17 protein-coding genes are annotated in these 10,773 nt (G+C 65.6%); 12 read left to right on the top strand and 5 right to left on the bottom strand.

The window, feature by feature from the left end; all coding sequences use genetic code 11:
* The first annotated feature begins 251 nt into the window (after positions 1-251).
* Together KBY78_RS12165 and KBY78_RS12160 are read left to right on the top strand one after the other, a co-directional pair.
* On the top strand, positions 252-614 hold the full coding sequence (locus KBY78_RS12165; RefSeq protein ID WP_255143809.1) for a UPF0175 family protein: 363 nt from the start codon (positions 252-254) through the stop codon (positions 612-614).
* Positions 578-1,093, top strand: a complete 516-nt coding sequence (locus tag KBY78_RS12160; RefSeq protein WP_255143808.1) for a DUF3368 domain-containing protein — start codon at positions 578-580, stop codon at positions 1,091-1,093. The genes KBY78_RS12165 and KBY78_RS12160 overlap by 37 nt, the downstream gene beginning before the upstream one ends.
* Positions 1,094-1,197: 104 nt before the next feature.
* Here the strand turns inward: KBY78_RS12160 and KBY78_RS12155 are convergent, their stop codons facing one another.
* Complete coding sequence (locus tag KBY78_RS12155; protein ID WP_255143811.1) at positions 1,198-1,362, bottom strand: hypothetical protein; 165 nt, start codon at positions 1,360-1,362, stop codon at positions 1,198-1,200.
* On the opposite strand from KBY78_RS12155, the gene KBY78_RS12150 reads away from it, so the two are divergent.
* The 8 genes from KBY78_RS12150 to KBY78_RS12115 all read left to right on the top strand — a co-directional run bounded on the left by KBY78_RS12150 (position 1,284) and on the right by KBY78_RS12115 (position 5,930).
* A complete protein-coding gene (locus KBY78_RS12150; RefSeq protein WP_255143810.1) occupies positions 1,284-1,679 on the top strand; it encodes a thermonuclease family protein in 396 nt (131 codons plus the stop codon). The two genes, KBY78_RS12155 and KBY78_RS12150, sit on opposite strands and share 79 nt — an antisense overlap.
* A 156-nt stretch (positions 1,680-1,835) precedes the next feature.
* Positions 1,836-2,561, top strand: coding sequence for a hypothetical protein (locus tag KBY78_RS12145; protein WP_255143807.1), 726 nt, complete (start codon positions 1,836-1,838; stop codon positions 2,559-2,561).
* Between the two features lie 488 nt (positions 2,562-3,049).
* Complete coding sequence (locus KBY78_RS12140; RefSeq protein WP_255143806.1) at positions 3,050-3,577, top strand: hypothetical protein; 528 nt, start codon at positions 3,050-3,052, stop codon at positions 3,575-3,577.
* 97 nt (positions 3,578-3,674) lie between these two features.
* The gene (locus tag KBY78_RS12135) at positions 3,675-3,923 is read left to right on the top strand and encodes a FitA-like ribbon-helix-helix domain-containing protein (RefSeq protein WP_255143805.1); all 249 of its coding nucleotides are present in this window, start codon (positions 3,675-3,677) and stop codon (positions 3,921-3,923) included.
* Positions 3,920-4,333 (top strand): type II toxin-antitoxin system VapC family toxin, encoded by a 414-nt coding sequence (locus tag KBY78_RS12130; RefSeq protein ID WP_255143804.1) that lies wholly within the window; start codon positions 3,920-3,922, stop codon positions 4,331-4,333. The genes KBY78_RS12135 and KBY78_RS12130 overlap by 4 nt, the downstream gene beginning before the upstream one ends.
* Before the next feature lie 148 nt (positions 4,334-4,481).
* Entirely contained in the window at positions 4,482-4,685 is a 204-nt protein-coding gene (locus tag KBY78_RS12125) for a hypothetical protein (RefSeq protein ID WP_255105932.1), read from the top strand.
* A 102-nt stretch (positions 4,686-4,787) separates the two neighbouring features.
* The gene (locus KBY78_RS12120) at positions 4,788-5,546 is read left to right on the top strand and encodes a L,D-transpeptidase (RefSeq protein WP_255143803.1); all 759 of its coding nucleotides are present in this window, start codon (positions 4,788-4,790) and stop codon (positions 5,544-5,546) included.
* 24 nt (positions 5,547-5,570) lie between these two features.
* Positions 5,571-5,930, top strand: coding sequence for a hypothetical protein (locus tag KBY78_RS12115; protein ID WP_255143802.1), 360 nt, complete (start codon positions 5,571-5,573; stop codon positions 5,928-5,930).
* A gap of 6 nt (positions 5,931-5,936) precedes the next feature.
* Here KBY78_RS12115 and KBY78_RS12110 read toward each other — a convergent pair whose 3' ends face one another.
* Positions 5,937-6,272 (bottom strand): hypothetical protein, encoded by a 336-nt coding sequence (locus tag KBY78_RS12110; protein ID WP_255143801.1) that lies wholly within the window; start codon positions 6,270-6,272, stop codon positions 5,937-5,939.
* Positions 6,272-6,655 (bottom strand): hypothetical protein, encoded by a 384-nt coding sequence (locus tag KBY78_RS12105; protein ID WP_255143800.1) that lies wholly within the window; start codon positions 6,653-6,655, stop codon positions 6,272-6,274. The genes KBY78_RS12110 and KBY78_RS12105 overlap by 1 nt, the downstream gene beginning before the upstream one ends.
* A gap of 311 nt (positions 6,656-6,966) precedes the next feature.
* On the opposite strand from KBY78_RS12105, the gene KBY78_RS12100 reads away from it, so the two are divergent.
* Together KBY78_RS12100 and KBY78_RS12095 are read left to right on the top strand one after the other, a co-directional pair.
* Positions 6,967-7,527 (top strand): sigma-70 family RNA polymerase sigma factor, encoded by a 561-nt coding sequence (locus KBY78_RS12100; protein WP_255143799.1) that lies wholly within the window; start codon positions 6,967-6,969, stop codon positions 7,525-7,527.
* An 84-nt stretch (positions 7,528-7,611) separates the two neighbouring features.
* The gene (locus KBY78_RS12095) at positions 7,612-7,890 is read left to right on the top strand and encodes a hypothetical protein (protein ID WP_255143798.1); all 279 of its coding nucleotides are present in this window, start codon (positions 7,612-7,614) and stop codon (positions 7,888-7,890) included.
* A gap of 148 nt (positions 7,891-8,038) precedes the next feature.
* Here the strand turns inward: KBY78_RS12095 and KBY78_RS12090 are convergent, their stop codons facing one another.
* Positions 8,039-9,682 carry a transposase gene (locus tag KBY78_RS12090; RefSeq protein ID WP_255143797.1) on the bottom strand — a complete coding sequence of 548 codons (1,644 nt, stop codon included), beginning with the start codon at positions 9,680-9,682 and terminating at the stop codon, positions 8,039-8,041.
* A gap of 391 nt (positions 9,683-10,073) precedes the next feature.
* A complete protein-coding gene (locus tag KBY78_RS12085) occupies positions 10,074-10,454 on the bottom strand; it encodes a hypothetical protein (RefSeq protein WP_255143796.1) in 381 nt (126 codons plus the stop codon).
* Positions 10,455-10,773 lie beyond the last annotated feature (319 nt).

Raw genomic sequence — 10,773 nt, 5'->3', positions numbered from 1 at the left:
GTGGTGACGTGTTCCACGGCGTGGCCAGCGCTGGTTCACGGCCATCGTGGCCGAGCTAGCCAGATCCGGCTTCTCCTGACCCATCAGACGAGGGGCACCCAGGGCTTGACAGTCCATAGGAGTGTCATTGATGAGGGGGATAGAAGCCCATCTCGCAGGTAGGCCTTCCTGCAAAGCTGTGCCGAGAGGTCTTCTTACCTTCTCAAGGGCCCCTAGGATGTTCCCATCTGATCATCCCTGGAGCGAGGGCCATGCATGCCGTCAGCGTCAGCGGCCTGAAGAACAACCCAGCCGAGGCCCTGCGCCAGTCCAAGCAGGGCGTGGTCGTCGTGCTCAACCGGGATCATCCCGATGCGGTGTTGATGGGGCTGGATCAGGATGGTCTCCTGCAGGCACCGGGTGTGCGGCCCGCGCTGGCCACCGCCCTGTTCCGCGATGGTGAGCTGTCCCTGGCCCGTGCCGCCCGTGTCGCGCAGATGGACACCTCGGCCTTCATCTCCCACCTCTCACGGCTGGGCATCCCGGTGATCCGCCTGACGGAAGCAGAAACCAACGCCGACCTCGACACCCTGGAGCAATGGCTGCAGTCGTCATCAGCGACGCCAGCCCGCTGATCAGCCTGGCCCGTGTGAACGGGATCGGCTGGCTCAAGGAGCTGTTCAAAGAGGTGCTCATCCCGGAGGTCGTGGCCGATGAGGTGCTCACCGGAGGCTTCCCTGCGGAAGAAGCACGCATCACCACAGCGCTGGAGGCGGGCTGGTTGCGCATCGTCAACACCATCCCGTCAGCTCCTGATCTGCCGGATCTCGATGAAGGAGAAGCGGCCAGCATTCGCCTTGCCCTTGCAGAAGCGGAACCGGCGCTGCTGCTGATCGACGAGCGATCAGGCCGAGCCATCGCTCAGGAACTTGGCCTCTCGATTGCCGGCACAGCAGCGGTCATTGGCATGGCCCGCCAGAGCAACTTGATCCCCTCGGCGCGGGCGGTGTTTGCCCAGCTGCATGCCAGTGACTTCAGGATTGCTCCGGCGGTGATCCATGCCGTGCTGCGGCGGTGCGGGGAGACCAGCAGTGGAGCTGCGGGGGAGGCTTGACGTTGCTGGGGCCTTGAGTGACCAGGCCTGCATGGGGGTATTTGCTGGCAACCGCCGACGGCCAATACCGGCCCTGTATTGGCTGATCCGCCAATACAGCTCCTTCAGGTTTCCAGCGGCAACGCCACGACCCGTACGCGACAGGCGGCGCTGATCTCCTCCCACCGATTCGGTGTCACGCCCAGGCGCTCTGGCAGCTCAGCTGGCGGCCAGCTCTGACGCAACAACTTCTGATCACTGGCATAGAGGTCCCGCCAGGAGGGCGGCACCGGGAACAGCCCAGGGAGAGAGCGAAACCCGTGCCACGGCTGCTCTGCGCCAGCTGCTGGCTGGGGGTGTCGTGGTCATCAGGCCCCAGACAGTGGACCGCTACGGACGCAACGTGGCCGAGGTGGTCTGCAGCGGCCGGAACGTGAACCTGGAGCTGGTGAAGAGTGGTGCCGCCTACGTCTACCGGCAATACCTTGCCGGCTGCGACCAGGGGGCCTACCTGAGCGCCGAGCGAGAGGCAGAGATGTGGCGGCGGGGTGTGTGGCGCTCGGGGACAAATGAGCAGCGCCCCTGGGACTTTCGCAAGTCCCGCTGAGGAAGAGCTGGCATCACTCATCAGGGTGATCGAGCATCCCCCATTCGGGTGAGTGTCCCGGATCATCCGGGATTGACTTGCACAGTCCCGGACGGTCTGGCACGATCTGGCGAACTATCCCGGACAGTCCCGGATCATCCGGGACGATCAGCAGCCATGCTCAGCGCCGACCCCTCAGTGCCCGATGCCCTCCTCGATGGCCAGCGTCTCTCCGACTGGATCGAGGCCGCTGGGATCAGCCGCTCCACCGCCTACGCGCTGGTGAAGCTGCTGGCGATCGAACCCGAGCCACGCCGCGTACCAGGAAGCCGCAAGCCGGTTTCATTCCTGACCGCCGAGCACCTGGAGCGGATCGAGCCGCTAGCCCAGCAGTTGCGGGACGGCGTGACCCTGCGGGACGTCGAGCGGATGATCAAGGACAGTCCCGGATCATCCAGGACAGAACCGGACAGGGCAGGACTGTCCCGGATCATCCCGGACGTTCCTCCGATGGAGGCGCTGGCGGCTGCCCTGGCCCGCATTGCGCCCCCACCCCAACCCGCTGATCCGCTGCGAGTAGCCCGGTTGCTGCAGGAGGCCGCCGCCCTGGGGGCATGGCTGAGCGGAGCGGAACTGGCTCAGTTGCTGGGGATGAGCCCCAGCACGATCACCCGATTGGGGGATGGACATTCACCCCGTCCGGGTTTTCGCCTGGAACGCCAGCAGCCCCGGCCCGGTGCTCCGGTCTGGTGGCGGGTTGTCGCCGTTGATGGATCAGCCCGCCCGGTGCCGTCCCTCGCTGCCGCCCGCCGCGTTGGCTTCGGGGGTGGCGGTGACGTGATCGAAGCCCGTTTCGAGGTGTTGCCGCCGGGGCCTGTGCTGTTCCCGATCACACGCTGGTGATCCCCCGACCAGACCGGATGCCTACGCGAGCATCGCCGTCGCCGCGAGCAAGACCCTCGGCACATGCGCAAAGTTCGCGGTGCTGTGGATCTTCTGCCTCTCTCCGCTCCTGGCTGCATTTGTGAACGGGGAGAGGGCGCATCCTTGAGGCCAGGCGGGCTACGCCCCAGGCGCAAGGCGAATCGGCCACACCGAAGAGATCAGGTTCATGCGAGCCGCACGCCGACTGATCTGCCCATGGCCATTGGCAGGGCGAACTGGCCAACTGACGGCTGACGGCTGACGGCTGACGGCTGACGGCGGTGAGCTCGCAGAGGCCGATGGATACGGCTCGGCCTTCTTCATGGTCCGCAGCGGGGCAAGGGTCAAGACATGCCGCCCCGGTATTGCGCTGGGCGGATCGCCCCTGACGGGGCTTAGCCGCCCGTGCCGTGGTGGCCGGCCCTTGCCCTCGCTGCGGTCACTCAGGCGTCCTTCGCTGGCGCCCCATGGCACCGCACATCCTGATGATCCAGCGCACCACGCTGCCCTGCAGTGATCACGCCTATGGCTCCATCAAGTCCCGCCTCATTCACCATGAGGCCATGCCGGCGGCGCTGCTGGCCTGGTTCTGCCAGTGCCCGCTCGATGCCATCACCGCCTGGCGCATCGGCCCGATCTGGCTCGCCCATGGCGGGGAGTGGGCTGAGCGCCAGGAGCTGGAGAGCTTCCGCTGGCCCCATCTGGGCGGCACCGTCATCCACGGCAAGGCCATCGGTGTCATGCCCGATCAGCACACCGGTGGCTGGCGTGCTCTCACAGAAGGTGAGGCCGATCGGGCTCTGATCGTGCTCTGGCGGTTCATGGGAGGGCTCACGCAGTCCTCTGCACCCGCCGATCACAGCTTCACGGTCACCCTCAGCCATCACCAGCTGGAGGCCTATCGAGCGGCTGATGAGGCCGGCAAGCTCGAGTTTCACCGCAAGGTGGCCAGGGAGCGCCGTGAATTGAGGGTGGCCATGGGCCTGGCGGCCTGAGGCAAGCGGGGCCGCTCAGGGCGGCCCCATTGTTCTGCTCCGCCAGCACCGCAACCATTTCGGTTGCAAAATGGTTGCACTCGGTTGGTATGGCCCTATGCCCACCTCCCTCACCCTCAAGAACATTCCAGAAGCTCTCTATGCGCGACTCAAGGCCTCCGCGCAGCAGCACCGCCGCAGCTTGAACAACGAGGCGATCGTCTGCCTGGAAGCGGTATCGGCGCCTGGGCGCACGCCAGCGGCCGAGCGGTTGGCCCAGCTGCGCGACCTGCGCTCCACTTTGCCAATGGGGGCCACATTCGCGCCGGAGGACATCGAGACGTTCAAGCTTCAGGGCCGGCCATGATCGTGGTCGACACCAATGTGGTGGCCTACCTACTGCTGCCTGGTCCGCTCACAGGCGCCGCAGAAGCCTGGTTCGAGGCGGATCCTGATTGGGCAGCACCGCGGCTGTGGCGCAGCGAGCTTCGCAACGTGCTCACCGGTTACCTGCGCCGCGGCACCCTGCCGTTGGAGCAGGTGATCGCCTTGCAGGACCAGGCCGAGGAGCTGCTTGGCGCCATGGAGATCCCGGTGACGTCAGAGCGGGTGTTCGAACTGGTGCAGCGCAGCACCTGCAGTGCCTACGACTGCGAATTCGTCGCGGCCGCACTCGAGGCCACAGCACCGCTCATCACCGCTGATCGCGCCGTGCTGAACGCCTTTCCAGACATCGCACGGCCCCTGAATCAACCTCCCCCCACGGCCCAGCCGTAGCACCCAGCTTCATGCAGAACTACCTGCACTGACGGCTACGCACAGGCCACTGCATGGTCGGGGGGCGCCTCAAGGGCTGCGCGAGTCCGGCTGCGCCGTCCCCTTGACCCACCCCCCGCCTGCTTCCGTGTCCTGCGCTGCGCCTCCGATGGCCACCACGCACCGCTCCACACGCGCCCGCTTCTCCGCTTGCAGCTCCGAGGCCCTCGAGGATCTGCTCTGGATCGCTGAGGGCGAATCAGCACCCTGCCGCCGTGTCGCAGGGCTGGTGGCTGATCTGCTCTTCGAGCGGCAATTGGCCACTCCCGCCAGCTGTCCGGTCTGGATCCGGCCCGAGGAGCTGCCCTTCTGAACCGGGCGTTTCTTGCGGGGCACTGGCCCCGCTTTTTTTCTGGCTCCGCCGGGCCTGGCAAAGGGAAGCATCCACCCCGATGGCGCCCTGCGTCCTGCTGCCATGGCCAAGCAGATGAGCCCCGATCGCTTCCAGGACCGCTGGGAGGCGTTCAAAGGCCAGAAGCAGCAGGTCTGTGGCGTCGAGCAGCTCTACGACGCGATCAAGTCCCTGGATGGCAAGGGGCTGATCCTGCGCGAGGACGCCCCATGGGCGCTGCAGTTCAGCGAGCAGCCACCCGCAGCGCCCGCGCCACCTATATCAACTGCTCCGCCCGCCCCAAGCGGTGGCCTCGATCCACGGGGCTCCGAGGAAGCCGGGCTCATCGGCCCCAAGCAGAAGGCACCGGTGAAACCCGGCGATTCCTACCTGCTCGTGAATGACCGCGACGAGGACATGGAGGCCTACGACCACAGCGGCAAGCTGCTCTGGAACGTTCCCTGTCTCGCCCGTGGCCTTGGGGCCGAGAACGAGTGGAGGCGCAAGAGCACCGACACGCCGCCCGGCCTCTACAAGCTCGGTGAGCACTACCCCGACTACGAGCAGAATCCCAACCCGCCCTGCACCAGTACCGCCCTGTCGTTCGGCTGGTTCAGTTTCGACATGGTCGAGCTGGAGAACCAGGAGGCCAAAGTCGGCCGCGCCGGGGTCATGCTCCACGGCGGCGGATCAGGCTGCGGCTGGCCCGGTGCCTGGGCCGCAAAGCAACACCTGCTGCCGACGCACGGCTGCGTCCGGCTCCGCAACATCGACCTGCGCGACAAGGTGCTGCCCCTCTACAGGCAGGGCACCGTCTATGTCGGTGTCTTCCAGGAACCGTGAAACCATGCCGCCGAGTGAGGTGTCGTGTCCGTACCACCGAGGCCTTCTGCTGGACGGCAGAAGCCACCAGCCAGCACAACAGCCGCAGGGAAGGGGCTTGACGCCAGAGCGGGCCGGCCGCCGACCCCGAAAAAGCGGCCCCAGCAGCCGCGGTTCGATCGCGAGCGCTTCATCTTCAAGCTGCTGGCTGTCGTGATCCTGGTCCAGCTCACGCTCTACAGCACCGCCACCGTGGTCTGCGGACAGGTGGCCGTCGCCAATCGGCGTCGGCTTGCTGAGGTCTGCCCCCGTGCTCTCGATCAGGTGTCGGCCAGCTTCGATTCCACGCTCAAGCTGCTGGTGGCACTGCTGGGTGGCGCGGCCCTGGAGCACACGCGTCGGTAGATCGGCTCAAGCAGCAGGTTCAGCGCTGTTGCCGGCTGCAGCGGCGGGCAACGCCCGATCAGCAGTGATGCGCGGATCAAACAGGCGAAAGAACAGGCTCAGGTCCTCCCCTGCCCAGCTCTCGCCGGTCAGTGCCTCCAGCTTGGTGCGCACCACCTGCTCCAGCTGAGCGCCGTTGAACTGCTGCAGCATCGCGGGCATGAACGGATCGAGCTGGGCGAACAGCGCAGGAGCCGCCCGCAGGATGCGCCGTTGCACGAACCGCTTGGCGAGCGGCTTCACCAGGGCCTCGATCAGACCCAGCACCAGAAAGGCGATCAGCAGATCAAGCAGCCAGCGCATCAGCCTTCACCCCGCTTGCTGGTACGGGTTGTTCCTGTGGCTTTCTTCGCTGGGGTGCGCCGCCCTGGGGTAGGCGACGGATCAGGAGCAGGCCTCGGCGACCTCGCCGTGCGAACCCTCGCCTGCGGTGCCTGTGGCGGCGAGATGGAAGCGGAAGGGACAGAGCCACCAGCACTGCCGCTGCGGCCGTTGTCCATGAAGTACGTCGCAGCCGACTGGCCGACCAGGGCAATGGCAGGCAGGGCCAGCGCCCAGCGGTTCTCGCAGAAGGTCTGATCCACCGCTCGCAGCTCACACACCCCCACGTAGGTCATCAGCGCCAGGATTTCGGCGCCGACCAGCGCAAGGATCGGGCCGGTGGTGCCGGAAGGTGTCGAACCCATCAGTGGGGCGTCAGCAGTGCCTACCTCCTGTTGCCATCGATCAGCGCCCACAGGCTGGGGGGCAACGATCCGCACCGAGGGGCAGACGATCGAGATCGACAGACAGGTCAACCAGCGCCCGTAAGCGCCAGCCACCAACAGCTGCATCAACCCTCAGCCAGGGATCGGCGCCGCAGCAGGCCACTCAGCGGGTCGGACCCAGTGGAACGCTCATCGGCGGGTCGGGGCGGGCTGTCCCTCGTCTCGTCCTTGCTCAGCTTGGCCTCCTCCTGCGTCGGGGCCTGGGGTCGCGCGTCCTTCGCCAGCAGGCCATGGCCCGCACCTCATCCCCCAGCGATGCCGTCATCCACCAGTTCCTCTCCCTCGCTGATGTCCTCGCATGCCGCTTTCAGCGCCGCTTTCCTGATCTGATCGATCGGGATGATGCCAAGCAGGTGGCTCGCCTTGAGCTGGTCCGTGCTGCCCGTTGCCTCAAGCCCGGTCTCCCACCCGTTCCCTTCCTCAAGGTGCGGATCGAAGGTGCCCTCCGTCATCACCTCCGCGATCACGGCCGCCTGGTGCGTGTCTCTCGCCGCGAGCACGAGAAGGGCACCTGCCCCTTCTCTCACAGCAGCCTCGATCTGCTCAGCCCCTGCGGCACTCCCTGGCTCGATTCCATCCCCGCTCCGGAGCCAGAAGAGGCCGTTGTGGATCAAAGCGCGCTGGAAAAGCTCCTCGATCACCTGCCCGCCGCAGAAGCAGCCATCATTCGCCTCCACCTGCTGGAAGGCCGGTCCCTGCGGGCCATCGGCCAGGATCTCGGCATGAGCACCATGAGTGTGCAGCGGCGGGAGAAGGCCGGCCTGGCGTGGCTCCGCCAGGAACTGGCCTGAGGGCCCAGGGGGCTGAGGCCAGCAGGGCCGCCACCCGGCGGCCCATCGCTGCACCGTGGCAAGAGGACTCGACAAGGAGACGCCGTGGCGATCCGCAAGGCCAGCAACAAGGCCAGATCGGCATCCAAGACCAAGACCAAGGCAAAGGCAAAGGCCAGCAGCTCCGATCTGGCCGTGCCCAGCAATGGCGCCATGGACAGGAAGCTGCGTGCTGAGCAGGCCAGGTGGCAGGCAGAAGAGGATCTGCGGACCCTCCGCCGCGCCGAAGAAATCCGTCAGCAACCCCAGCGGCTCAAGCAGGCCTCGAAGCTCGCCGATCAGGAGGTCCGGGCCCTGCAGGCGATTCAACGCAAGGTCCGCTGACAGGGGCCGTGCCGGGTTGCCGCAGTCTCCGCCGGGGCAAGGGCTGCGCGAGCGGCTCCACTGCGTTCCGCCGCCCTTGCCTTCCCGGCGGCTTTGCGGGCTGCCCGGTGTCAACTACGTAGGCGGGCGCGTTGACTCATGTCAAATGTTACCCATTTAATTGACGCCTCACCGGTTGTTTCCTCTTTTTTCTGTTGAGCTGGCTGTTCTCCTGGTCCCGGATCGCCCCCATCTGCTTGCCCACCACCTGTCCGGCATGGGCGACCCGCCACCCAGCCATCCGCCGCTGCAGGGTGCGGAGGCTCCCGCCATATAGACCAGGTTGTTCTCGCTCCAGTCGCTGCATTGCCTGCTGGCCTGTGAGCAAGGGATCAGCCATGAGCCACTGCAAGACCAGGGGCCAGCAGCCCAGCGTCGGGTCCACCCGCGTGCGGTAGGTGCGGGTGGACACATGCCAGCCGCCACGCTTGCCGGGTTCGCTCTGTTGCCACAGCAGCCGCAGGCTGCTCAGGAAGGCATCCAGCTCTTGGCTGCTGTCTGAGGGCTCCGTCACGCTGGCCGGTTCCCGCTCTCCGCTGATCAGGGCGGTCTGGTTGCTGCGAATCGTCTCCAGCAGGGCCACTGGATCACAGTGCTGCTGCAACGCCTCAATCTGCCGGCGGCCTTTGCGCCCCAGCCCGCTCCAACCCAGCAATCGATCAGCCGGCGTGAGTGGTTGGTCGTGGCGCCTGCGGGGACGCCTGCCTTCACGACAGTCGGCCTCGTCAAATGGGATCCGTTTGGCCGAGGGTTGGTAGATGTTGGTGAACAGGCGCAGGGCCCCGTAGAGCTGGCAGAGCCGCTCAAGCTGCTGGGGCCCCTCCAGCCGCCGATGACCCACCACGCGGCGCACAAGCATGCCGTTCTTCTGCTCGACCCAGGCCTGGTCATTGGATTTGTAGGCCCGTGAGCGGGTCAGCTCCACCGGCCTGGTGGCCTCGGCGCACCAGCGCTCGAGCTCCTCGTTCATGAATGCGGTGTCGTTGTCCACGTCGATGCCGCGCAGAGGCATCGGTATCAGCTTCTGCAGCTCCTGCAGCGCTGAGCGCACCATCAGCCCGTCGCGGCTGGGCAGCGGCACACATTCGCTCCAGCCGCTGGCTACATCAGTGAGCACCAGCGTCCACAGGAACGGACCCTCCATGCGCCCACCGCAGTGGGCCACCAGGTCCATCTCGAACCAGCCGGGCTCGACGTCCTTCCAGCCATTGAACGTGCGCACCGTGGTGCGCCTCCGCACTCCGGTGACGATGCGGGAACGGCGGCGGCGGTGCTGGCCGCCCAGGGCAGCACGCGCCGAGGTCAGCAGCCGATCGATCGTGGCCGGGCTCACCTGCAGCAGCTTCTGCCTGAGGGCCGGGTCAATCTCCAGGTGGCCATGGCGTTCCAGCGCTGGCACCAGCGTGGGCAACACCGCCGCCAGACGCTTGCCGCAGAGATGGTCACTCGCCTCCCAGAGCGTCTCCAGCAACTGCACCACCTCGGGGCCATAGCGCCGGCTACGGCCAACAGCCACCGCTGAATCGTGATCAGCGCCAGCACGGGCCGGTGGACCCCCCTGGTCCGCCGGCTGCTGGCGCAACAACCGCAGCACGGACTTTCGGTGATAGCCGCTCAGCTCTACCAGTTCATCCACCAGGGCGCCCTTTTCCCGATAGCCAAGCGACTGGTAACGGCTGCGGGACGCCTCAAGCAGCTGCTGGCGCCGCTGCCGCTGAAGCCTGCGATCGGCCGGCCGGGGCAACAGAGCCAAGGGAATATTCCTGCTGAGTCAACAGTAATTCGGCAGTAACGGATCTGGCGAGTCAACGCGCCCAGCTGCGACTCTGCAGCCCAAATGCCCGTATGCGCTCTAAGCAGGTGATGCCCCTGCGCTTCTGCTGCCATGGCTGGTGTTTCGCTTTCATCCGCGAGGGCCTCCAGCGATGTCCGAGGTCATCTCCTCAGGCCCCCGGATGGAAGGATCAAAGGGGTGACATCTTTCCTGAACCCGGGGGTCTGTGGAGAAGGTGCGCGCTGATCTATGCGCAACAGCCTCCTGGCTCAGCGGGGATTTCCTCACTGCGTGAGGAAGAACTCCCACCCAGTTCAAGTCGATCGCCGATGAACTGGCGCAACGTCTTGCCCGAGTTGAACAACCGACGTCAGTCAATAGACTGGCGGTCCAAGAATAGATAAAGGCGAACGAGCAAAAGCACCACAACGAAGCGCGCCGTGTCCGATTTGATGTAGACGGAGCCTGAGTTCATCACAAAGAACATCGGTATGTAGAGCCAGACGAGTGGTTTGGAGAAGCTCTCAGCGTAAGCCTCACGTTCATCTCTGTCCAGGGCCGCAGCCTCCCTTCCACGGCACCATGCCCAGTACCAGGTGAGCGCTAAGCCGACAGCCACGTGCCCAACGAAAGGCATCAACGGGGGCTTCTCGAACGTGAATATCAGGTTGAGCCAGAAGGCGGCTTCAAAAAAGACGCGAATGTTTGGGTTCATGCCAGTGATTGTGGGTGCAGGCGGGAGTGCCGACATCTCAGTTAGCCAGTTCAGTTAGCGACTCTAGGCGCCCATTTCAGGCGATGATGTGAGCATCGATAAATCCCAATGGATCGACCAAACTAAGGCTTGCTGAAATTCTCCAAGTCTGAGGTGGACTAGCTTTTCTGGACAGCTCCCATCGTTATCATCTGAGATGGGGCACCGTCCCTGAAAGGGGCTCCCTCTAATGAGTAAACGACGTACCCACAGCCCCCAGTTCAAGGCCAGGGTCGCCATGGAGCCGATCAGTTGTCGCGAGACGCTCCAGGAGATCGAAGCCGCCCACGCGGTGCACCCGATCCAGGTGAGCCAG

The sequence above is a fragment of the Synechococcus sp. EJ6-Ellesmere genome (assembly GCF_024345875.1).
GTDB classification, from domain to species: Bacteria; Cyanobacteriota; Cyanobacteriia; order PCC-6307; family Cyanobiaceae; genus Regnicoccus_A; species Regnicoccus_A antarcticus.
Note: the sequence above shows the minus strand (reverse complement) of the source record. Positions and strands in the feature narration are given on the sequence as shown.

Excerpts from the sequence above, each read along its gene's own strand:
- KBY78_RS12165 (WP_255143809.1), top strand. The coding sequence starts at position 252 with ATGCATGCCGTCAGCGTCAGCGGCCTGAAGAACAACCCAGCCGAGGCC.
- KBY78_RS12160 (WP_255143808.1), top strand. The coding sequence starts at position 578 with ATGGCTGCAGTCGTCATCAGCGACGCCAGCCCGCTGATCAGCCTGGCC.
- KBY78_RS12145 (WP_255143807.1), top strand. The coding sequence starts at position 1,836 with ATGCTCAGCGCCGACCCCTCAGTGCCCGATGCCCTCCTCGATGGCCAG.
- KBY78_RS12140 (WP_255143806.1), top strand. The coding sequence starts at position 3,050 with ATGGCACCGCACATCCTGATGATCCAGCGCACCACGCTGCCCTGCAGT.
- KBY78_RS12135 (WP_255143805.1), top strand. The coding sequence starts at position 3,675 with ATGCCCACCTCCCTCACCCTCAAGAACATTCCAGAAGCTCTCTATGCG.
- KBY78_RS12130 (WP_255143804.1), top strand. The coding sequence starts at position 3,920 with ATGATCGTGGTCGACACCAATGTGGTGGCCTACCTACTGCTGCCTGGT.
- KBY78_RS12125 (WP_255105932.1), top strand. The coding sequence starts at position 4,482 with ATGGCCACCACGCACCGCTCCACACGCGCCCGCTTCTCCGCTTGCAGC.
- KBY78_RS12120 (WP_255143803.1), top strand. The coding sequence starts at position 4,788 with ATGGCCAAGCAGATGAGCCCCGATCGCTTCCAGGACCGCTGGGAGGCG.
- KBY78_RS12110 (WP_255143801.1), bottom strand. The coding sequence starts at position 6,272 with ATGCGCTGGCTGCTTGATCTGCTGATCGCCTTTCTGGTGCTGGGTCTG.
- KBY78_RS12105 (WP_255143800.1), bottom strand. The coding sequence starts at position 6,655 with ATGGGTTCGACACCTTCCGGCACCACCGGCCCGATCCTTGCGCTGGTC.
- KBY78_RS12100 (WP_255143799.1), top strand. The coding sequence starts at position 6,967 with ATGGCCCGCACCTCATCCCCCAGCGATGCCGTCATCCACCAGTTCCTC.
- KBY78_RS12085 (WP_255143796.1), bottom strand. The coding sequence starts at position 10,454 with ATGTCGGCACTCCCGCCTGCACCCACAATCACTGGCATGAACCCAAAC.